19 protein-coding genes and 1 pseudogene are annotated in these 21,380 nt (G+C 66.4%); 14 read left to right on the top strand and 6 right to left on the bottom strand.

Features of this window, described 5'->3' with window-relative positions; genetic code table 11:
- Nucleotides 1–2 precede the first annotated feature (2 nt).
- Nucleotides 3–1,078, bottom strand: a pseudogene (locus PST29_RS10920) (ATP-NAD kinase family protein).
- A gap of 355 nt (nt 1,079–1,433) precedes the next feature.
- On the opposite strand from PST29_RS10920, the gene PST29_RS10915 reads away from it, so the two are divergent.
- Nucleotides 1,434–3,302: a sigma-54-dependent Fis family transcriptional regulator gene (locus PST29_RS10915; protein WP_060843040.1), complete on the top strand. Its 1,869-nt coding sequence runs from the start codon at nt 1,434–1,436 to the stop codon at nt 3,300–3,302.
- A 479-nt stretch (nt 3,303–3,781) separates the two neighbouring features.
- On the opposite strand, the gene PST29_RS10910 is transcribed toward PST29_RS10915, so the two are convergent.
- Entirely contained in the window at nt 3,782–4,795 is a 1,014-nt protein-coding gene (locus PST29_RS10910) for an AraC family transcriptional regulator (RefSeq protein ID WP_060838473.1), read from the bottom strand.
- 171 nt (nt 4,796–4,966) lie between these two features.
- Here PST29_RS10910 and PST29_RS10905 point away from each other — a divergent pair, with 171 nt between their 5' ends.
- Together PST29_RS10905 and PST29_RS10900 are read left to right on the top strand one after the other, a co-directional pair.
- Nucleotides 4,967–5,818 (top strand): 3-hydroxybutyryl-CoA dehydrogenase, encoded by an 852-nt coding sequence (locus tag PST29_RS10905; RefSeq protein ID WP_060843039.1) that lies wholly within the window; start codon nt 4,967–4,969, stop codon nt 5,816–5,818.
- Nucleotides 5,811–6,407 carry a TetR/AcrR family transcriptional regulator gene (locus PST29_RS10900; RefSeq protein WP_060843038.1) on the top strand — a complete coding sequence of 199 codons (597 nt, stop codon included), beginning with the start codon at nt 5,811–5,813 and terminating at the stop codon, nt 6,405–6,407. The genes PST29_RS10905 and PST29_RS10900 overlap by 8 nt, the downstream gene beginning before the upstream one ends.
- A 3-nt stretch (nt 6,408–6,410) precedes the next feature.
- On the opposite strand, the gene PST29_RS10895 is transcribed toward PST29_RS10900, so the two are convergent.
- Complete coding sequence (locus PST29_RS10895) at nt 6,411–7,046, bottom strand: response regulator transcription factor (protein WP_060843037.1); 636 nt, start codon at nt 7,044–7,046, stop codon at nt 6,411–6,413.
- Complete coding sequence (locus PST29_RS10890) at nt 7,043–8,944, bottom strand: PAS domain-containing sensor histidine kinase (RefSeq protein ID WP_060843036.1); 1,902 nt, start codon at nt 8,942–8,944, stop codon at nt 7,043–7,045. Before PST29_RS10890 ends, PST29_RS10895 begins: the two co-directional genes overlap by 4 nt.
- Before the next feature lie 375 nt (nt 8,945–9,319).
- On the opposite strand from PST29_RS10890, the gene PST29_RS10885 reads away from it, so the two are divergent.
- From PST29_RS10885 to PST29_RS10860, 6 genes are all read left to right on the top strand, one after another.
- Nucleotides 9,320–10,942 (top strand): acyl-CoA synthetase, encoded by a 1,623-nt coding sequence (locus PST29_RS10885; protein WP_060843035.1) that lies wholly within the window; start codon nt 9,320–9,322, stop codon nt 10,940–10,942.
- A 243-nt stretch (nt 10,943–11,185) separates the two neighbouring features.
- Nucleotides 11,186–12,958, top strand: coding sequence for an acyl-CoA dehydrogenase C-terminal domain-containing protein (locus PST29_RS10880; RefSeq protein WP_060843034.1), 1,773 nt, complete (start codon nt 11,186–11,188; stop codon nt 12,956–12,958).
- 151 nt (nt 12,959–13,109) lie between these two features.
- On the top strand, nt 13,110–13,523 hold the full coding sequence (locus PST29_RS10875; RefSeq protein ID WP_060838466.1) for an LIC_13387 family protein: 414 nt from the start codon (nt 13,110–13,112) through the stop codon (nt 13,521–13,523).
- Nucleotides 13,524–13,583: 60 nt separating this feature from the next.
- Nucleotides 13,584–14,060 carry a hypothetical protein gene (locus tag PST29_RS10870; RefSeq protein ID WP_060838465.1) on the top strand — a complete coding sequence of 159 codons (477 nt, stop codon included), beginning with the start codon at nt 13,584–13,586 and terminating at the stop codon, nt 14,058–14,060.
- Nucleotides 14,061–14,122: 62 nt separating this feature from the next.
- On the top strand, nt 14,123–14,728 hold the full coding sequence (locus tag PST29_RS10865; protein WP_060843033.1) for a hypothetical protein: 606 nt from the start codon (nt 14,123–14,125) through the stop codon (nt 14,726–14,728).
- A 50-nt stretch (nt 14,729–14,778) separates the two neighbouring features.
- Complete coding sequence (locus PST29_RS10860; protein ID WP_060843032.1) at nt 14,779–15,393, top strand: hypothetical protein; 615 nt, start codon at nt 14,779–14,781, stop codon at nt 15,391–15,393.
- A 67-nt stretch (nt 15,394–15,460) separates the two neighbouring features.
- Here the strand turns inward: PST29_RS10860 and PST29_RS10855 are convergent, their stop codons facing one another.
- Together PST29_RS10855 and PST29_RS32240 are read right to left on the bottom strand one after the other, a co-directional pair.
- The gene (locus PST29_RS10855; RefSeq protein ID WP_060843031.1) at nt 15,461–15,646 is read right to left on the bottom strand and encodes a hypothetical protein; all 186 of its coding nucleotides are present in this window, start codon (nt 15,644–15,646) and stop codon (nt 15,461–15,463) included.
- Nucleotides 15,647–15,742: 96 nt separating this feature from the next.
- Nucleotides 15,743–15,949, bottom strand: a complete 207-nt coding sequence (locus tag PST29_RS32240) for a DUF6021 family protein (protein WP_060843030.1) — start codon at nt 15,947–15,949, stop codon at nt 15,743–15,745.
- 164 nt (nt 15,950–16,113) lie between these two features.
- Here PST29_RS32240 and PST29_RS10845 point away from each other — a divergent pair, with 164 nt between their 5' ends.
- From PST29_RS10845 to PST29_RS10825, 5 genes are all read left to right on the top strand, one after another.
- Nucleotides 16,114–16,734 carry an HAD family hydrolase gene (locus tag PST29_RS10845; protein ID WP_060843029.1) on the top strand — a complete coding sequence of 207 codons (621 nt, stop codon included), beginning with the start codon at nt 16,114–16,116 and terminating at the stop codon, nt 16,732–16,734.
- Between the two features lie 1,316 nt (nt 16,735–18,050).
- Nucleotides 18,051–18,239, top strand: coding sequence for a DUF1843 domain-containing protein (locus tag PST29_RS10840; protein WP_060843028.1), 189 nt, complete (start codon nt 18,051–18,053; stop codon nt 18,237–18,239).
- A gap of 36 nt (nt 18,240–18,275) precedes the next feature.
- Nucleotides 18,276–18,911 (top strand): DUF1842 domain-containing protein, encoded by a 636-nt coding sequence (locus tag PST29_RS10835; protein WP_060843027.1) that lies wholly within the window; start codon nt 18,276–18,278, stop codon nt 18,909–18,911.
- A 52-nt stretch (nt 18,912–18,963) separates the two neighbouring features.
- Complete coding sequence (locus PST29_RS10830) at nt 18,964–19,569, top strand: DUF1842 domain-containing protein (RefSeq protein ID WP_060843026.1); 606 nt, start codon at nt 18,964–18,966, stop codon at nt 19,567–19,569.
- A gap of 135 nt (nt 19,570–19,704) precedes the next feature.
- Nucleotides 19,705–21,171, top strand: coding sequence for a GDL motif peptide-associated radical SAM/SPASM maturase (locus PST29_RS10825; RefSeq protein WP_060843025.1), 1,467 nt, complete (start codon nt 19,705–19,707; stop codon nt 21,169–21,171).
- The last annotated feature ends 209 nt before the right edge of the window (nt 21,172–21,380 follow it).

Here is a 21,380-nt window from a genome sequence, read left to right as displayed (position 1 = left end):
TTTTATTCTCCAGGGTGTCTTCGGACTGAAGGTTCACGGGGTGTTGCCGGTGATGGCGGTCGATGGCCAGCAGGCGCTGGCGCGCCGCGTGGGCCAGGACCACGTTGACGTCGATGCTCAGCGGGCCGCCGGCATCCAGGGTGACCGTGGGCCGGTCGTGGGGGTTGAATTCGATCTCGCGCTCGCCATCCAGGGCCAGGGTGCCGGCGCTCAGGCACAGCGGCTGGGGCTCATTGGGTTGCAGATAACCAGCCTCCAGCACCCCGCAGCCCTGCAGCAGGCCGGGGGCCAGGGGCACCAGCAGCGCTTCGGGGGATTGCGGGTCCAGGCGCATCCAGGCGCCGTGGGGGTCCTGGCGGGTCACCGGCAACCACAGCCCGCAGAGCGCGGAAATGCCGATGGACTGGGGTTCGGCGAAGGTCACGAAGACCTGCGCCAGGTCGCTGCCACGGCTGATGGCCCGGGCGCCGACGAAGGCCAGGGGCGACACCGCCACGTCCACCAGGGCCACCTCGCAAAGGCCCCGGGACGGTTCGCGCACCAGCAGGCGCTTGTTGCGCCGCAGGGCGATCTCGGCCGGCACCCGGCCGCTGGCGTAGAGCCCGCCGGCCAGCCCGGCGCTGGTGGCTTCGCGCAGCTCCGGAAAGGCGTTGTTGGTGCCGGTGGACAGGGTCAGCAGCGGGATGTCGCCAACCTCGGCGGCCACCGCCTTGTGGGTGCCGTCGCCGCCAAGCACGGCGATCAGCGCCACCCCGCGCTCGGCCATCCAGCGCGCGGCCTGGCGGGTGTCCTCGACGCTCTGGCGCAGGGTCAGGTCGAGGAACTCCAGGGCCGGCCAGTGCTGCTCCCGGGCCTGGCGGCTGCGGCTGTTCTTCTGCACCGCGGCGGCGATGCCGGTCATGTCGGTGGGCATCAGCACCTGCTCGATGCCGGTGGCGCCAAAGGCCGCCAGCAGACGCTGGATCACCGAGACCTTGTCGGTGCTGGAGAACAGCCCGGCATTGGCGGTGAGGCGGCGCACATCACGGCCCGAAGCCGGGTTGGCGATGATGCCGACGGTCAGGGGGCGGCGGTTCATGGGCTCACCGCGGGCGGAGCACAGGCAGGAGAAAACATTGGGCACCTCGTTCTTATTCTTCGATGGGCCAGTCGACGCGGGTTGCCGGGGACTGGTTGCCAAGGGCCAGAGCAAGGCCGGTGCCAGTTGTCGGAAAATCTCTGAAAAAGGCCGTTCCAGAGCGGCTGACAGGCTTGCTGCGACGCGTTGAAGCCAGCCGCCCGTGAGACGTCGCATGTCAGGCTGCACGGGGCCTGGGCGAGACCTTGAGACGTTGCGTCTCACTGCCGTCCCGGCGGCGTTCGGTGCTTGTCCAGGGCGGCGGATCGGCGCTTAATGCGCCGACAACGATAAGAAGCTGCAACCGGAGGCCTTCATGCTTTCCGCACATTCCAAAGCCCATGTGGACTGCGTCAGCCGGGTCCTGAAAAACGCCGCGCACCTGCCCCAGGCGCCGGTGCCGAGCCTGATCCTCGACTCCTGGCGGCGCTCCATGGAGCAGCACCAACTCGACCCCGGTTCGCTGCAGGGGCCGCGCATCCTCTCGGAAAACGTGCTCAAGGAATGCCGCGAGCGCTCCGAGTTGTTCCTGCGCATTGCCAGCGAAGAAGTGGCGCGCCTGCATGGCCGGGTGCGCGACGCCGACTACTGCGTGCTGCTCACCGATGCCCAGGGCCAGACCATCGACTACCGGGTGGAATCCACCCTGCGCAACGACTGCCGCAAGGCCGGGCTGTACCTGGGCACCTGCTGGTCGGAGGGTGAAGAAGGCACCTGCGGCGTGGCCGCGGTGCTCACCGCGCGCACGCCGATCACCGTGCACAAGCGCGATCATTTTCGTGCCGCCTTCATCGGCCTGACCTGCTCCGCCGCCCCGGTGTTCGATCCCCAGGGCGAGCTGCTGGGGGTGCTGGACGTGTCGGCAGTGCGCTCCCCGGATGACCGCCGTTCCCAGCACCTGATCCGGCAGATGGTGGTGCAGAGCGCGCGGGAGATCGAACAGGCGTTCTTCATGAACAGCGCCCAGGGCTACTGGGTGCTGCGGGCCCATGCCAGCCCGGGTTATGTCGACAGCCAGCCGGACTACCTGCTGGCCTGGGACGACGACGGCTGCCTGCGGGCCCTGAACCCGGCGGCGCGTCATTACCTGCTGCGCCGCTATGGCCAGTTGCCGCAGCACATCACCCAGGTGTTCGACCCGCAACTGTTGCAACGCGCCCGAGACGAGGTCCTGTGCCCGCTGTCCGCCGAGCTGCATGGCCGCTTGCAGGCGCCGCGCCGGCCGCCGAGCCGCCCGCGCCTGAGCCTGGCCGGCGAGTCGCTGGACCCGCGAGTGGAACAGAGCCTGCGCCTGGCGGTGCGGGTCAAGGACCGGCATTTGCCGGTGCTGATCCAGGGCGAGACCGGTTCCGGCAAGGAAGTCTTCGCCCGCCAGTTGCACCAGGCCAGCCAGCGTCGGGACCGGCCCTTTGTCGCGGTGAACTGCGCGGCGATTCCCGAGAACCTGATCGAGAGCGAGCTGTTCGGCTATGTCGCCGGAGCCTTTACCGGAGCCTCGAACAAGGGCATGCAGGGGCTGCTGCAACAGGCCGATGGCGGCACCCTGTTCCTCGATGAAATCGGCGACATGCCCCTGGCCTTGCAGACCCGCCTGCTGCGGGTGCTGGCCGAGGGTGAAGTGGCGCCCCTGGGGGCCGCGCAACGCAAGGCAGTGGACATCCAAGTGATCTGCGCTACCCACCGCGACCTGGAAGCCCTGGTGGCCGAGGGCAGCTTTCGCGAGGACCTGTATTTCCGCCTCGGTGGCGCGCGCTTTCAACTGCCGCCGCTGCGCGAACGCAGCGACCGGCTGGCACTGATCACCCAGATAGTCGAAGAAGAGTCCAAGCGCTGCGGCGCGCCGGTGCAACTGGGCAATGCGGCGCTGGAGTGCCTGTTGGGCTACCGCTGGCCGGGCAACGTGCGGCAACTGCGCCACGTGCTGCGCTACGCCTGCGCCGTGTGCGAAGGGCCGCTGATCCAACTGCATGACTTGCCCGAACAACTGCGCGGCACAGCAGCCGAAGGCGCCCTGCCCGCCCAGGAAAGCGCCACCAGCCCCGAACGCCAGGCCCTGCTGGATGCCCTGGTGCGCCACCGCTGGAAACCCGTGGCGGCGGCCAAGGCCCTGGGCATCTCCCGCGCCACCCTGTACCGCCGCGTGCAGCAGCACGGCATCCAGATGCCCGGCCGCAGCCCGGTCTAACCCCAATGAAAACCTGTAGCCGCTGCTGAGCCTGCGAAGCTGCGCAAAGGTCCGCAGGACCTTGCCTGGCGATCTCCAGTCGAATCTTCAGCGCCTTCAAAATCCCCGCGTCTCCTGCGGAGCCGTTCGCAGCCTGCGGCAGCGGCTACAGGACGCGGCCCTGCGATCCCTGCGGTCTGTGTAGCCGCTGCTGAGCCTTGGCGAAGCTGCGCAAAGGCCCGCAGGGCCTTGCCTGGCGATCTCCAGTCGAATCTTCAGCGCCTTCAAAATTCCCGCGTCTCCTGCGGAGCCGTGCGCAGCCTGCGGCAGCGGCTACAGGAACCGCCCCTGCGATCCCTGCGGTCTGTGTAGCCGCTGCTGAGCCTTGGCGAAGCTGCGCAAAGGTCCGCAGGGCCTTGCTTGGCGGTCTCCCGGCGAATCTTCAGCGCCTTCAAAATCCCCGCGTCTCCTGCGGAGCCGTGCGCAGCCTGCGGCAGCGGCTACAGGGTGGGGTTGAGGCGGGCGCGGTAGCGCCCGGGGCTTTCGCCGGTCCATTTCTTGAACGCGCGGTGGAAGGCGCTGGGCTCCTGGAAGCCGGTCAGTTCGGCAATCTCGCTGATGCTGACGTGGGTGCGGCGCAGCAGTTCGACGGCGACGCCGCGGCGCACTTCGTCCTTGATCTCCTGATAGGAGCCGCCCTCGCGCTCCAGGCGCCGGCGCAGGGTGCTGGCGCTCATCTGCACTTCGCGGGCAAAGGCTTCCAGGGTCGGCCACTGGCTGTAGTGGCTGCCCCGCAGGCGTTGGTGCACCTGGCGGGTCAGGCCGTGCTGGTTGCGAAAACGGATCACCAGCCATTGCGGGGCGCTGCGCAGGAAGACCTTGAGCGAGGCCAGGTCCTGGACCACCGGCAGGCGCAAGAAGCGGCTGGCGAATTCGATCTCGGTGCGCCCGGCATTCCAGCTCAGGTTGCTGCCCCACAGCAGCGCATCGTCGCTGAGGCTCAGGCGGGAATGGCGAAAGTCGGCGCGGTCGATGGGGATCCGCCGCCCACCCAGCCAGCACAGCAGGCTGATGATCAGCACCAGCAGGGTTTCTTCGGCGTAGTGGCCGCGCAGCGGGTCGGCGCAGTGGCTTTCAACGCTGATCACCGCGCGCTTGCCGCGCACGCTGAGGTGGGCGCCGACGTCCCGTAAAAACAGGCCAAAGTTGTTCAGGCACTGGCGCAGGGCCTTCTCCAGGTTGGGTTCCTGGATCAGTCCGCGGCAGATCAGGGCAAAGGCCCCCGGCGGCATGCCACGGGAGTCGAGCTGGAAGAATTCGTCCTGCAATTCGCGGATCTGGATCAGCCACAGCGCGGCAAAGGCGCTGCCGGGCACCCGCGCCCGAGGCTGGTCGAGCAGCGCCGGGTCGATGCCGGCCTCCCTCAGTACCGCCGCCAGCCGCTGCGGCTGCTCACGCAGGGCGTGGGTCATCACCCGGACAAAGTAGACCGCGACCGAATCCGTTTCACGCATGTAGAGGCTGTGCTCCCGTAGCAGGACCTATGGCAAAAAACGCCAGCACCCTTGACCGCTTTCGGCATAGGCCGGCCACCGTGTGCGGCTCTAGACTCGCGCTGGATAACGCGCTGGGCAAGGCAACCGCGCCATGCTCCGCGAAGGCCATGAACAAAGGAAGAGCTGAAGATGAATCTTGCGAATATCGGGGTGATCGGCGCCGGCACCATGGGCAACGGCATTGCCCAGGTCTGCGCCCAGGCGGGCTTTGACGTGACCCTGCTGGACATCGCCCAGGGCGCCCTGGAAAAGGCCCTGGCCACCATCGGCAAGAACCTCGACCGGCAGGTGAGCAAGGGCACCCTGAGCGAAGGCGACAAGCTCGCCGCCCTGGGTCGGATACGCATCAGCACCGATTACAGTGCGCTCAAGGACGCGCAGCTGGTGATCGAAGCCGCCACCGAGAACCTCGACCTCAAGCTCAAGGTGTTGCAGCAGATCGCCGCCCGGGTCAGCGCCGAGTGCGTGATCGCCTCCAACACCTCGTCGCTGTCGATCACCCAGCTGGCCGCCAGCGTCAGCGCGCCGGAGCGTTTCATCGGCCTGCATTTTTTCAACCCGGTGCCGGTGATGGGCCTGATCGAGGTGATCCGCGGCCTGCAGACCAGCGACGCGACCCACGCGTTGGCCATGAATATGGCCGAGCGCCTGGGCAAGACCGCGATCACCGCCGGCAACCGCCCGGGTTTTGTGGTCAACCGCATCCTGGTGCCGATGATCAACGAGGCGATCCTGGTGTTCCAGGAAGGCCTGGCCAGCGCCGAGGACATCGACGCCGGCATGCGCCTGGGCTGCAACCAGCCGATCGGCCCGCTGGCCCTGGCCGACCTGATCGGCCTGGACACCCTGCTGGCGATCCTCGAAGCCTTCTACGACGGCTTCAACGACAGCAAGTACCGCCCCGCGCCGCTGCTCAAGGAAATGGTTGCCGCCGGTTACCTGGGGCGCAAGACCGGTCGGGGTTTCCATCACTATGGCTGAGCGCTGCTCACGCTTTGCCGAAAGCCGCGACAAGGCCCTGGAGCTGTTCGCCAGCAAGGGCTTCGGCCAGGTCGGCATGCGTGAGCTGGCGAGCCATCTGGGGCTGACCCCGGGCTCGCTGTACCACCATTACCCGAGCAAGCAGCACCTGCTGCTGGACCTGATTGAAGAGTTCTTCGATGAGCTGCACAGCACCCTCAAGCGCCTGCAAAGGCGCAAGTTGCAGGGCGACTGCCTGCCGGCGCTGATTCGCGCCCACCTGAAGCTGCACCGGGAATTGCCGCGGCATTTTCGCCTGGTGGAACGTGACAGCGGCTGCCTCAATCCCGACCAGCAGGTGCGGGTCGGGCAATTGCGCGAGCGTTACGAGCAACAGCTGCTGCAACTGCTGGGCACCCCGCCCGGCCTCGGCCCGGCGGCCCAGCGCGCCGCCGCCCATGCCCTGGCCAACCTGCTCAACAGCGCCCCCAGCTGGTTCAGCGAGCAACCGCTGGCCGAGCGTGAACGTGAGGCGCTGCTGGAAAACCTGCTCAGCGGCGCCATCGAGCGCCTGCTGGGTGGCGCACCGCTGCACAGCGCGGTGGCATGAGCCTCAGCGCAGTTGCAGCGGGTCCACCAGGCCGGCGGCAATCGCCATGCCCACCAACTGCGGCAGGTGCTCGGCCTGCATGCGCTTCATCACCCGTGAGCGATACAGGTCGATGGTCTTGATGCTGACCCCCAGCTGTTCGGCGATCTCGCGGTTGCTGTAGCCCTGCACCAGGGGCAGCAGCACGTCCTTCTCCCGCGGCGTCAGGCTCTCCAGCAGCGCCTGCACCCGGGCCTGCCCGGCGCTCTGGTGCTGATGGCGGTCGGCGCGGCTCAGGGCCTGCTGCACGCTGTCCAGCAGCAGCTGTTCGTTGTAGGGCTTCTCGATGAAATCCACCGCACCGGCCTTGAAGGCACGGACCACGATGGGCACATCGGCGTGGCCGCTGACAAAGATCAGCGGCAGGTGGATATCGCGCTGGCGCAGCTCTTCCTGGACATTCAGGCCGCCCATGCCGGGCATGCGCACATCCAGCAGCACGCAGGCATTGAGGCTGGGGTCGCAGTGTTCGAGAAACTCCCGGCCGCTGGTGAAGGGCACGGCCTTGAGCCCCACCGACTCCAGGAGCCAGACGGTGGAGTCGAGCATGCCCGGGTCGTCGTCGACCACGTACACCAGCTGCTGCGCCTCACTTGTCATTGCCTTGCTCCTGTCGTTGCGGGGGAAGTTGCCTGGGAAGTTGCCGGGGGGTCGGCCGGGGCGCTGGCCGGCAGCCGGCAGCACATGCGCAGGCCCACCGCCTGGGGCTGGGCCTGCAAGTCGCCGCCAAAGCCCTCGACGATGCTGCGGCTCATGGACAGCCCGAGCCCCAGGCCGTTGGCCTTGCTGGTGTAGAACGGGGTGAACAGCTGCGGCAGTTGCTCGGCACAGACCCCGGGGCCCTGGTCGCTGACGCTGATCTGCACCCCGCCTTCGCTCCTCGCCTCGGCCGCCAGGACAATGTGCGAGCCCTGCTGCCCATGCACTTCACGATTGGCTTCAATGGCGTTGCGCAGCAGGTTCAGCAGCACCTGCTCCAGCAGCACCCGGTCGGCGTACACCGGCGGCAGATTATCCGCCAGGTGCAAGTCGATCGTCACCTGGCTGGCCTGGGCTTCCCAGGCACACAGGCGCACGGTTTCCCGGGCCACTTCGGCGAGGTCCAGGGCCTGCACCCGGCGCCCGCCCTTGCGCAGGAAGGCCCGCAGGCGCTTGATCACTTCGGCGGCGTGGGTCGCCTGTTCGGCGATTCGCTCCAGGCCCTGGGCGACCTTGTGCGCGGCTTCGGGCTGGGTGTCCAGGGCTTGCAGGTAACGTTGGCTGGCATTGGCGTAATTGACCACTGCGGCCAGGGGCTGGTTGATCTCATGGGCGATGCCCGAGGCCAGTTCGCCCAGGGTCACCAGCCGCGCGCTGTGGGCCAGTTCGTCCTGGTGATGGCGCTGCTGGGCCTCGCGCAGTTCGCGCTCGCTCTGGTCGTGGGCCACCAGGGAATAGAAGCGCTCGCCACTGGCCGCGCGGTGGGCCAGGAGCATCAGCGACACCGGCACCGAGGCGCCGCCGGCCGGCGGTTGCAGGCGCGCCTCGATGCTCCAGCGGCCGCTGCGCTCGGCGCGCTCCCAGCCCTCGCGCTGCAGGCTGTCCAGCACGTGCGCGCTGAGTATCGAGGCCAGGCCGGGCATCGCCTGATCGGCCGCCAGCCCCAGGGTGCGCCGCGCCGCCGGGTTGAGGTAGGTCACCGCGCCGCCGGGCTGGATGAACAGCACCGGGTCGGGGTTGGCCTCTACCACTTCGGCCAGGCGCCGTTTGTTCTCCTCGGCCTGGACCCGGGCGGTGATGTCCCGGGACACCGCCACCACTTCCACCACGGTGCCGGTGTAGGTGTCGCGGATGCCCCGGCAGGCGGTTTCGAACCACAGGTAATGACCGTCGCGATGGCGGATGCGGTAGGTCATGGTGTGGTAGCCGTCCTGCTCCAGGGCGTCGCGGGTGCGCTGCATCAGCCCGGCCAGGCCCTGGCTGTGGAACAGGCTGCGGGCCAGCAGGCCACGCAGTTGTTCGGGCCAGTAGCCCAACAGGGTCCAGGACGCCGGCGAGGCATCGAGGAAGCGGCCGTCCGGGGTGTGCCGGGAAATCAGGTCGGTGGTGTTCTCGGTGATCAGCCGGTACAGGCGCCGGGCCTGGGCCGAGTCGCGCTCGGCCTGGACCTGGGCGGTGGCCTCCTGACAGCGCGCCAGCACCCGCTGGTGCAGGGGGTCGGGAATGAAGCTCCAGAGCAGGATGCGTTCGCCCCACTGGGCTTCCACCTGTTCGATGGCACGCTGCTGCTCCAGGCAGGCGCGCACCAGGGCCGCATGGTTGATCGGCAGCAGCGCCGCGAGATCGCCAGTGGCCGCATCGTCCAGCCACTGGCGCAGTGCCGGATTGAGGTCCAGCGGCTGCGCCCGGGCGTCCAGCAGCAGGCTCGGCTGCGGGTCGTGGCCCAGCCAGGGCGAGTCCGGCAACTGGCCTTGGCGCTGTAGCTGCAACCAGCGGCTCAGGTGGGTGGAGGTGGGCATGGTCGATCAACCTGTGGGTGGCAACAGCGTTTTTTTTAATATAGTACAACTACTATACAACTCAGGTAGTACTTCCATATCAATCGACAAACAGTATATAAAAGACCCCGGATAAGTCACCGAGCTTTCGCTGGGTGTGCTGTGTACCTGTAAGGAACGCCTGATAAGGATCGCCTGACCGTAGGAGCTGGCTTGCCAGCGAAGGGGCCCGTAAGAGCGCTTTCGCCGGCAAGCCAGCTCCTACGGGCCAGGGTGTTCTTGAGATCGCCTTCGCCGGCGAGCCGGCTCCTGCAGTGGGTGTCCCTCAGGTACACAGCACGCGCCACCCAAGCCTCGGCCAATAGAGCTAATAATCAGCCACCGGGTACCCGAACCATGTCCATCTACGAGCAAGGCCTCGCGCCGTCTGCCGTCAACCATATCGCCCTCTCCCCCTTGAGCTTCATCGAACGCACCGCTGCGGTTTACCCCGAGTATCCGGCGGTGATCCACGGTTCGATTCGCCGCACCTGGGCCCAGACCTACAGCCGCTGCCGGCGCCTGGCTTCGGCCCTGGCCGGACGCGGCATCGGCAAGAACGACACGGTGGCGGTGATGCTGCCGAACATCCCGGCGATGCTCGAAGCGCATTTTGGCGTGCCGATGATCGGCGCCGTGCTCAATGCCCTCAACGTGCGCCTGGACGCCGAGGCCATCGCCTTCATGCTGGCCCACGGCGAGGCCAAGGTGCTGATCGCCGACCGCGAGTTCCACGGGGTGATCCACGCGGCCGTGGCCATGCTCGATCACCCGCCGCTGGTGATCGATGTCGACGATCCGGAATACGGCGAAGGCCAGGCGGTCAGCGACCTGGACTACGAGGCTTTTCTCGCCGAGGGCGACCCGGAGTACCCCTGGCAGTGGCCGGAAGACGAATGGCAGGCCATTGCCCTGAACTACACCTCGGGCACCACCGGCAACCCCAAGGGCGTGGTCTATCACCACCGCGGCGCCTACCTCAATTCCCTGGGCAACCAGATGATCTGGGCCATGGGCAACCACCCGGTGTACCTCTGGACCCTGCCGATGTTCCACTGCAACGGCTGGTGCTACCCGTGGATCGTCACCGCCCTGGGCGGGGTGCATGTGTTCCTGCGTCGGGTCGATCCGCAGAAGATCCTCAACCTGATCCGCGAGCACCAGATTACCCACCTGTGCGGTGCGCCCATCGTGCTCAATGCCCTGGTGAACATGCCGGAATCGGCCAAGGCGGCCATCGACCACCCGGTCAACGCCATGGTCGCCGGGGCCGCGCCACCGGCCAAGGTGATCGGCGCCGTGGAGGAGATGGGCATCAAGCTCACCCACGTCTACGGCCTGACCGAGGTCTATGGCCCGGTGACCCTGTGTGCCTGGCACGCCGCCTGGGACGAGCTGCCGCTGGAGCAGCGGGCGCAGATCAAGTCGCGCCAGGGCGTGCGCTACCCGACCCTGGAAGGGCTGATGGTGGCTGATCCGAAAACCCTCGACCCCACGCCCCGGGACGGCCAGACCATCGGCGAGATCTTCATGCGCGGCAACACCGTGATGAAGGGCTACCTGAAGAACCCCAGCGCCACCGCCGAAGCCTTCGAGGGCGGCTGGTTCCATACCGGCGACCTGGGGGTGACCCACCCGGACGGCTATATCGAAATCCGCGACCGGCTCAAGGACATCATCATTTCCGGCGGCGAGAACATCTCCACCATTGAGCTCGAAGGCGTGCTCTATCGCCACCCGGCGGTGCTGGAAGCGGCGGTGGTGGCCCGGCCCGACGAAAAATGGGGCGAAACCCCGTGCGCCTTCATCACCCTCAAGGCCGATCACCAGGACGTGGGCGAAGCCGAGATCATCGCCTTCTGCCGCGAACACCTGGCGGGCTTCAAGGTGCCGCGTACCGTGGTCTTCAGCACCTTGCCCAAGACCTCCACCGGCAAGATCCAGAAGTTCGTCCTGCGCGACCTGGCGAAAAACCTCTAGCCTGAATACACCGATCCAGCCCCCGTAGGAGCTGGCTTGCCAGCGAAGGCGCTCTCACCGGCCCATCCCTCGTAGGCGCTGCCCGGGCGGCGCTCCGCTTGCCAGCGAAGGCGTCGGCCAGGGCGATGCATGGCTTGCGGGCCTCTTCGCCGGCAAGCCGGCTCCTACAAGGGGGCGGGCTTGGCGTTTTCGATTCATGCGGCCACGGCCGCTCAACCTCCCCTTTTGCCCGAGGTTCCTGCAATGCCCGAATTCAATGCTCCGCTGCGCGATATGCGCTTTGTCCTGCATGAAGTGTTCAACGCACCCAAGCTCTGGGCGCGCCTGCCGGCCCTGGCCGACACCGTGGACGCCGACACCGCCGACGCGATTCTCGAAGAAGCGGCCAAGGTCACCGGCAATCTGATCGCCCCGCTCAACCGCAGCGGCGACGAGGAAGGCGCCAGCTGGCACGCCGGGCAGGTGCGCACCCCGGCCGGCTTCAAGGAGGCCTACCGCACCTACATCGAGGGCGGCTGGGTCGGCCTGAGCGGCAACCCGGCCTACGGCGGCATGGGCATGCCGAAGATGCTCGCGGTGCAGTTCGAAGAGATGCTGTACGCCGCCAATTCCAGTTTCGCCCTGTATTCGGCCCTGAGTTCCGGGGCCTGCCTGGCCATCGACGCCCACGCCAGCGAGGAGCTCAAGCAGCGCTACCTGCCACCGATGTACGAAGGCCGCTGGGCCGGTTCCATGTGCCTGACCGAGGCCCACGCCGGCACTGACCTGGGGATCATCCGCACCCGCGCCGAACCCCAGGCCGACGGCAGCTACCGGATCAGCGGCAGCAAGATCTTCATCACCGGCGGCGAGCAGGACCTGACCGAGAACATCATCCACCTGGTGCTGGCCAAGCTGCCGGACGCCCCGGCCGGGCCCAAGGGCATCTCGCTGTTCCTGGTGCCGAAGATCCATGTCGACGCCCACGGCCACCTCGGCGCGGCCAACGCGGTGAGCTGTGGCTCCATCGAACACAAGATGGGCATCAAGGCCTCGGCCACCTGCGTGCTGAACTTCGACGGCGCCAGCGGCTGGCTGATCGGCGAGGCCAACAAGGGCCTGGCGGCGATGTTCACCATGATGAACTACGAGCGCCTGTCCATCGGCATCCAGGGCATCGGCTGCGCCGAGAACTCCTACCAGAACGCCCGCACCTACGCCCGCGAACGCCTCCAGAGCCGCTCCCCGGCCGGCCCGGTGGCCAAGGACAAGATCGCCGACCCGATCATTGTCCACCCCGATGTGCGGCGCATGCTGCTGACCATGAAGGCCATGACCGAAGGCGGCCGGGCCTTCGCCAGCTACGTCGGCCAGCAGCTGGACCTGGCCAAGTTCGCCGACCAGCCCCATGAGCGGCACAACGCCGAAGCCCTGGTGGCGCTGCTGACCCCGGTGGCCAAGGCGTTCTTCACCGACACCGGGCTGGACAGCTGCGTGCTCGGCCAGCAGATCTTCGGCGGCCACGGCTACATTCGCGAATGGGGCCAGGAGCAACTGGTGCGCGATGTGCGCATCGCGCAGATCTACGAAGGCACCAACGGCATCCAGGCCCTGGACCTGTTGGGGCGCAAGGTGGTGGGCAACGGCGGCGTGGCCCTGCGCCTGTTCACCGGCGAGATCCGCGACTATGCCTACCTGCCCGGCGCCGCCTACGCCGCCGAGCTGCTGGACGCGGTGCAGCGCCTGGAAGACCTCAGCGACTGGTTGCGCGAGCAGGCGGCGCAGAACCCCAACGCGGTGGGCAGCGCCTGCGTCGAGTACCTGCAGCTGTTCGGCTACGTGGCCTACGCCTACCTATGGGCGCGCATGGCCCAGGTGGCCGAGCACCAGCGCTCCGAGGACGACGGCTTCTATGGCGCCAAGCTGGCCACCGCGCGGTTCTATTTCAGCCGCCTGCTGCCGCGCATCCTCAGCCTGGAGCAGAGCATTCGCGCCGGCAGTTCCTCCTTGTTCGGCCTGGACGCCGAGCACTTCTGAGCATCCGGGCAGGGCGCCTGCCGCCCTGCCCCGACTCCAGCGCCTAGCGCCAAGCGCCAAGCGCCAAGCTCAGGCAACAGCACACCCCACGGATGCAAAACCTCAAGCGGCCCGGCATACTTCGCACCCGGACACCGCCCAAGGAAGAAACGTGTTGGCCCCCGCCCTGATCGTCGCCAGCTCAGCCATCGTGCTGCTGCTCGGCAGCCTGCACCTGATCTACACCTTCGCCACCGACAAATTCCAGCCCCGTGATCCGGCCCTGGCCGAACGCATGCGCCAGGTGTCGCCAATGATCACCGGCCAGACCAGCCTGTGGCGTGCCTGGGTCGGCTTCAATGCCAGCCATAGCCTGGGGGCGATGTTGTTCGGCCTGGTCTATGGCTACCTGGCCTGGCTGCACCCGGCCCTGCTGCTGGAAGCCCGCGGCCTGCTGCTGATCGGCCTGGGCTTTCTCGCCAGCCTGTGGCTGCTGGCGATCCGTTACTGGTTCCGTATTCCCCTGGCGGGCATCAGCCTCGCCCTGGTGCTGTTCGCCGCAGGAACTACGCTGCTTTTCAGCTGACGGGTACCCGTTGCCCAACCGCTCCAGCCCTGCCCGACCTGAATAAATTCCGGAGTTCACATGGAACGTCAAACCCCCAACGAAGGCGCCGCCGCCCTGCGTCAACCCGGCAAACGCCCCTGGTATATCTACCTGATGGCGATCTGGGCCCTGATCGGCATCGGCGGCCCTCTGAGCCAGCTAGCGCGAAGGGTGTTCGCCGATGAGCCGCTGCTGTTGCAAGTCAGTTCGGTGCTGATCCTCGGCGGCGTACTGCTGCTGATCATCAACCTGATCAAGCTGAAACCGCAGTACATCGTGGCCTTTGGCGTGCTCTGCTGCCTGGAAGTGGGCCTGCAGCTGTTCGGCATCATCGACCGCCTGTACAGCGGCGACACCCTGGCCCACGCCGCGCTGCTGCTGATCTATCTGGTTCCGGCACTGGCCTTTGCCCTGCTGGCCCTGCGCACGAAACTGCTGAGCCGGGCCAGTGAGTACCGCCAATCGGTCGACCTGCAGAACCGAATCGCCTTTGCGATGAAACACAACAAACGCTGAACCTGCCGGCCTGGCGCCCAGTGGCGCCGGGCCGGATACCCGCTGCCCAATCGAGTCCCTTCATGTCCCGTCTGTACACCCTCTGTTCCTGGCTCTACCTGCCGCTGTGCTGGATCGCCGTGGCCGCGCCCCTGGCCAGCATGATCCATTGCAACCTGAACCTGATCGTGCCCCGGGAGGTCGGCGGCACCTTGTTCGGCGGCTCCATGGGCTTTGTGATGTACCTGGGCGGCTGGGTCCTCAGCGTCCTGGGCCTGGTGCTGGCGCTGCTGACCCGGGTGCCCGGCGCGCGTCTGGCCTGGATCGTCGCCGGGCTGGCGCAGTTGCTGCTGGGCCTGTGGTGGCGGATCAACTACCCGGATGATTTCGACGGCAACCTGCTCTTCAGCATCCAGCCCCGGGAGCTGGACTATGTGATGGTCTTCGGCTTTGCCCTGGTCTACAGCGGCATCTACCTGTTGCGTCAGCAACGGCTCAAGCCGCGTCCACCCGCCACTGGCAACCGGCTCGCGCTGCGCACCCTGTGGGCCCTGGTGCTGGGGGCGGCCTTCATCCTTCCACCACTGCAGGCCATCACCCGCAAGCCACTGCCCTATTGCGCCTTCGACCGGGCCGGCAATCAGTTGAGCGTATGCCTGGGCCCGGGCACCCGGGTGATTGTCGACTGAATGGCCCCCTGACTTCATTCCTCCTTTTCTTGACCTTGATGAGTGTGCCCATGTCTCGCCTGTTTACCCTGTGGTTGTGGCTGTACCGCCCCCTGTGCTGGATCGTCGTCGCCATCCCGCTGTCGGTGATGCTGTTGTGCGACGTGCAAATGATGCAACCGCGGGATGTCAGCGGCACGCTGTTCGGCGGCGCCATGGGTTTTCAGTTGTACCTGTTTGCCTGGGTGCTGTGCCTGATCGGCATGGTCCTGGCCCTGCTGACCCGGATGCCCGGCGCGCGCCTGGCGTGGCTGCTGGCCGGGCTCGTGCCCTTGCTGCTGGGGGCCTGGTGGCGGCTCACCTACCCGGATGATGAAGATGGCAGCCGCTCCTTCAGCCCCCAGGACTGGGAACTGGACTACATGATGGGCATCGTGTGCCTGTTCGTTATCAGCGGCCTGTACTTCTACTGGCGCCGACGCCTCGTCTCACGGCCCGCCGCCACCAGCGCCGATGTGCTGTTTCTGCAAACCCTGTGGGCGCTGGTCCTGGCGGCGGCGTTCATCCTGCCGCCGCTGAGCTTCATCAAGCAGCAATCCCTGCCCCGCTGTGCGTTCAACAAGGCCGGGGAGCAATTGACCGTGTGCCTGAGCGATGATCCGAACGAACCGGTCATTGTCGACTGACCCGGCGCTCGCAGCAGCCCGGACAGAAAAAAGCCCCGATCGGTCCGGGGCTTTTTTCTGTCGGCTGCTATCGATGTTGGGTGGCCGGTGATGCCCTGCGCACCGGCAAGGCGGCGGCGAAAGCCATGGCCTCTTCCCGGGTGCCGAAAGTGGCGAGCCGATCACCCGCCGTACAGACCTTCCAGGGCCCGTGGTTGACGCTCAATACCTGATAACCGTTGATCTGCAGCTTGTTCAGCAGCGGCGTACTCATGGACACCTCCCTTGTTCTCCGCGTGCCTGGGGCTTGGGCGTTTTACCTTACACCCGCAGAACCATCCGGCGACGGCCGCATGTCGGCGTGACGCGCTCATTTCCTCAGGTTGGCCAGAGGGTCGTAGGCCCGCGAGCGCTTGCGCCGGTGCTCGGGTTCCGGCTGATCCAGGGGCGCCCTGGCCGGCCCCACCGGATCGATCTGGGGATCGGCGAGGTCCGGCGAATCGGGGTCGAAACCCGGGTCGCGGTGATTCGAGGCGTGCTCGGACGAGCGCGGCCCCGTGGGGGTCTTGGCAGCCATGGTCAGCTCCTGTGCTAGCCCGCAAAAGGACGGGGACAGCCGTTGGATCGCGATCCGTTCCCAGGGTGCCGGCCAGCGGACCAATGGCCACCGGCAAATTGCATTGCACGGCGCAGCGTCGCAGGATGACGCCCTGATCCACAACCGCTGAAAAGGAAGTGCTGATGACGATTCGTGCCGTGGTTTTCGATTTTGGTGGCGTGCTGTTCGACTGGAGCCCGCACCACCTGTACCGCCAACTGATCCCCGACGACCAGCGTCGCCAGTGGTTCCTCGACACCGTCTGCACCCAGGCCTGGAACACCCAGCAGGACGCCGGCCGGCCCCTGGCCGAAGCCACCCGCAGCCTGGTGGCCGAGCATCCCGAGCATGCGCCGTTGATCGAGGCCTATTACGGACGCTGGCCGGAGATGCTCAAGGGGACACTGGACGAAGGCGTGGCCCTGCTGGAGGAACTGCACCAGGCGCAGATGCCGCTGTTCGGGTTGACCAACTGGTCCCAGGAAACCTTTCCCTATGCCTGGGAACACTACCCGTTCTTGCAGAAGTTTCGCGACATCGTGGTGTCGGGGCAGGAGCGGCAGATCAAGCCGGATGCCGAGATCTATCACACGGCCTTGGGGCGCATTCGCGCGCATGTGCCGGGGGTGGCGCCTGAGGAGCTGGTGTTCATTGACGACCATGCGCCGAATATCGTCGCGGCCAGGGCGTTGGGGTGGCGGGCGATTCATCATGTGGCCGCGGGGGAGACGCGGCGGCAGTTGGGGGAGTTGGGGGTGGTTTGAGGTTTTTTTTGGGGGGGGGTGGAGTGTACATATCCGTTGCTGCGGTCACGGCCACTTAGGGTTTCGCTCTTACAGCGACTCACTTTTGAAAATCCGGAATGCCGGCCCAGACAAAAGTAAGCAAAACGCTTCTGCCCCTCCACTCGGTGCCTCGCCTAGCGAGGCATGCCCGAACGAAGGCATTGATCCGTGGGCCGCCGCACTGGGCCATCCATGGCCCAGTGCGGCTAACCCGGCGTCCTGCCGGGTTACCCACGGCTCAATGCCTGCGTTCGGCCATCGTGTCTAAAGGGGCAGGAAGATCAAAAACCAGATCAAAAACAAAATCTGAATGCGGCCTGCCGGCCAACCTGTTTCATCGCCGTTCGCATTACATGTAGCCGCTGCCGCAGGCTGCGAACGGCTCCGCAGGAGACGCTAAACCTGCATCCCCGATATTCCTGACCTATCGCGCCGCCTGGTTTTGCGAGCGCTAGCGCTCGTTCGCAGCCTGCGGCAGCGGCTACAAGGAACCAGCCTGCGCACCTGGGTTTTGGCGTTGGCTTTTGATCTTGATCTTGATCTTCCGGCCCCTTCCCAGCAGGCCGAGCGCAGGCGTTGCGTAGGGGGCAGCTCGGCATGGATGCCGAGCTAGCCGCCACCCGGCCATGGATGGCCGGTTGGCGGCGGGCCCCCGGAGCAATGCCGGAGCTCGGGCACCCCGAGCCCCAGCGAGGGGCCGTATGGAGGGGCAAGACTTTTTGCTTACTTTTGTGTCGTTTGACAAAAGTGAGTCGCCGTAAGGGCGAAACCCTAAGTGGCCATGACCGCAGCAACGGATATGTACTCCATCCCACTCGCTGCAAGATCGAAACCCTAAGTGGCCGTGACCGCAGCAACGGATATGTACACCGCCCACCGCTGTAAGAGCGAAACCCTAAGCCACCGTGACCGCAGCAACGGATATGTACACCGCCCACCGCTGTAAGAGCGAAACCCTAAGCCACCGTGACCGCAGCAACGAATATGTACCCCGCCCCACTCGCCGCAAGATCGAAACCCCAAGCCACCGTTACCGCAGCAACGGACATGTACCCCACCCACCGCTGCAAAAGCGAAACCGCCAGCCCCCCCCTCTATCGCCATCCGCACTCACCTCCCCCTTGCATATCGCCCTTTGGAATTTCCACAAAATCAACCCCTTACCCCCGTGAATCCACCCGTCGGAAACCCACAAAATCAATGTGCCATTACCCCGCCAACTCCCCCCGCGCTGCTTAACTGCAAGGGCTGCCAAGTACCGCAGCCCCCCCTAAACCCCACGGAAGGCACACACCATGAGCCCCACCTCGCAACACACGGTTGTTCCCTACGGAGTCGCGATCCAGTCGGCCATCGCCGAAGGCCAGCTACCCCAGATGAAAGCCCTGCTGGCCAAGCGCGATCCGAAGGGCGACGAACCCAAGGATCTGAAAAGCGCCTACGAGCGGCTGGCCAAGGAAGTCGCCCGGCTGGAGCAGCACTGATCGCTGTTTCCCCGTCATTGAATGGAGGCAAAGCATATGTCCGGTTCCAATTCCCACGCCGAAGGTCTGTTCCCCCTGAGCTATCGCATCGGTACCGATAAGCCCGGGGCGCCCAGTCTGATTCTCAACCTGCTGGTCTACACCCCCGACCACAGTGTCCGCGGCGGTTCGACCATCACCCAGGCGCTCAACCCGCCACCCGACCTGCACAGCGATGTCTGGGGTCAGTACACCTACCTCACGGTCATGCACCCCACTACCAGCAAGATCCTCATCACCGCCCAGGGCAATCAGGGCGGCCCCGGCTCCAACGCCATCATCACCTTCAAGCTGCACCTGGTGGTCGGCGACGACTGGAAGGAAGGCATCGCCAACTACCAGTACTTCAACGGCCACGACTGGGTTTCGGTCAATCAGGCCCCCGCCCGCCTGCAGGAGACGGTGCAGTCCAGCAGCCTGTCGACGCCAGAGCACTCGGGCCACTACAGCGCGGTGAACAGCACCAGCGCCGCGCTGTACGGCGGGCCGATCCACGGCGCCATCGCCAGCGGCGATCTGGCCCAGATGAAGAACCTGCATCGGGTGGCCACCCAGCAACTGGAGCAGCTGCCGCTGATCCGCACCGCGCTGGACGCCGCCAAGGCCGAGATCAAGAAGCAGGAACGCCGCTGATCAAGGCCATTCATCGCACCTGATGCCTTCTATCCAGATAAGGAGTTGCAGCATGACAATCGGACTGTTCCATACCCGCATCATCGTCGCCAATCCTGTGATCGGAGCGCCGGTGCTGACCCTCGACCTGCTGGTCAACACCCCGCAGAAAAGAGTCAGCGGCGTGGCCCGGATCACCCAGAGCACCTCGCCACCGCTGCAGTTCCGGGCGGATGTCTGGGGCGACTACTCCCAGGTCAAGCTCGATCCGTCCAGCGAGGGCCACATCATCCTCAGCCTGGCCGGCAACCCCAGCGGTCCCACCAGCCAGATCGCCGAGACGTTCCATCTGCAGGGCATCCTCGGCCTCGACTGGGCCAGCGGCTTCGCCAGCTACAAGTACCAGTACCAGGGGCATTGGCATGTGGTGCAACACGCCGCCGTGAGCCAGGCACCGGTGGAGCAGAAACAAGGCGAACGCGCAGTCCAGGCCGGCCAGCCCGCCATGCATCCCCACCCGCTGTACGCGGTAGCGCTGCAGGAGGCCCAGACCAGCGGCGACCTGGCGCGGCTCAAGGCGCTGGTGGTCCAGGGCGAGCAGCAGCTGGCCAACAGTGAAAACCTGAGCCAGGCGGTGCAGCAGCTGCAGGCGGAAATCAGCCGCCTGGAGCGCCGCTGAGTCCAGGCCAGCGGGGCCGGCCGTCAGCGGACGGCCCCGACTTGGGCCAAACCGATCGCGCCCGTACCGCACACCCGAGGCGCGCCTGTTTCGATGGCTTGCTGCCGCGCACCGCTGGGTGCGCAAGGATCTTTCATGTCAGACCGTCTCCCCGCCCGCTACCTCAGCGAAAACGACCTCAAGCGCTATGTGCCGGTGCACGTGGTCTGGGAAATCACCCTCGCCTGCGACCTCAAGTGCCTGCACTGCGGCTCCCGCGCCGGGCACCGGCGCCCCGGGGAACTGAGCACCGAGGAATGCCTGGCGGTGATCGATTCACTGGCCGCCCTGGGCACCCGGGAAATCACCCTGATCGGTGGCGAAGCCTATTTGCGCAAGGACTGGACGCGACTGATCCAGGCCATCCACGACCACGGCATGTACGTGGCGATCCAGACCGGCGGACGCAACCTGACCCCGGCCAAGATGCAGGCCGCGGTGGACGCCGGGCTCGATGGCGTCGGCGTGTCCCTGGACGGCCTGGCGCCGCTGCACGACGCGGTGCGCAATGTGCCGGGCTCCTTCGACAAGGCCCTGGACACCCTGCGCCGGGCCAGGCAGGCCGGGCTGAAGATCAGCGTCAACACGCAGATCGGCGCCGCCACCCTGCCCGACCTGCCGGCCCTGATGGACCTGATCATCGACGCCGGCGCCAAGCACTGGCAGATCCAGCTGACGGTGGCCATGGGCAACGCCGTGGATCACCCGGAACTGCTGATGCAGCCCTACCAGCTGCTGGAGGTCATGCCGCTGCTGGCGCGCCTGTACCGCGAAGGCAACGAGCGCGGCCTGCTGATGAACATCGGCAACAACATCGGCTACTACGGCCCCTACGAACACATGTGGCGCGGCTTCGGCGACGACCGGGTGCACTGGACCGGCTGCGCCGCCGGGCAGACAGTGCTGGCCCTGGAGGCCGACGGCACGGTCAAGGGCTGCCCGTCCCTGGCCACCGTCGGGTTCTCCGGCGGCAACGTGCGCAACATGAGCCTGCACGACATCTGGCACTACAGCGAAGGCATTCATTTCGGCCGCCTGCGCTCGGTGGACGATCTGTGGGGTTATTGCCGCAGCTGCTACTACAACGACGTCTGCCGCGGCGGCTGCACCTGGACCTCGCACTCGCTGCTGGGCAAGCCGGGCAACAACCCCTATTGCCACTACCGGGCCCTGGACCTGCAGAAAAAAGGCCTGCGCGAGCGTATCGTCAAACTCGAAGACGCCGGCCCGGCGTCCTTCTCCGTGGGCCGCTTCGACCTGATCACCGAGCGCATCGACACCGGCGAAGCCGTGGCCAGCGTCAGCGACAGCGGTCAGGTGATCAAGCTGGCCTGGGTCAACCAGGGTCAGGCAGCCCCCGCCGAAGGCCGCATTCCGCCGCGCCTGGCCCTGTGTCGCAGTTGCCTGGAGTACATCCACGCCGTCGAGACCACCTGCCCGCACTGCCACGCCGATGTCGCCGCCGCCGAAGCCCGGCACCAGGAGGACCGGCTGCGCCAGCAGGCCCTGATCAACACCCTGCACCAGTTGCTGGGCCTGCCCCCGGAGCAGCCGCGCCTGTAATCACCGCCCGTTGCGCCGCCGCCCCCCCCGACGCGGCGGCGCTGATATCGATGCCGCCGCCCTGGCGCGGACGTTGCCCGCCGTCCACTGCGCAAGATTTTGCGCCTATCATCGAACAGCCGGCAGAACCCTGTACTAGGATACGAGGCGATCCTTTGTCGATCGGAACCAGAACGGAGATCAATCAGCGATACTCGAACTCGTTGCTA

The sequence above is a fragment of the Pseudomonas sp. St29 genome (assembly GCF_001547915.1).
GTDB lineage: Bacteria > Pseudomonadota > Gammaproteobacteria > Pseudomonadales > Pseudomonadaceae > Aquipseudomonas.
This window is presented reverse-complemented; position numbering and strand designations above follow the sequence as displayed.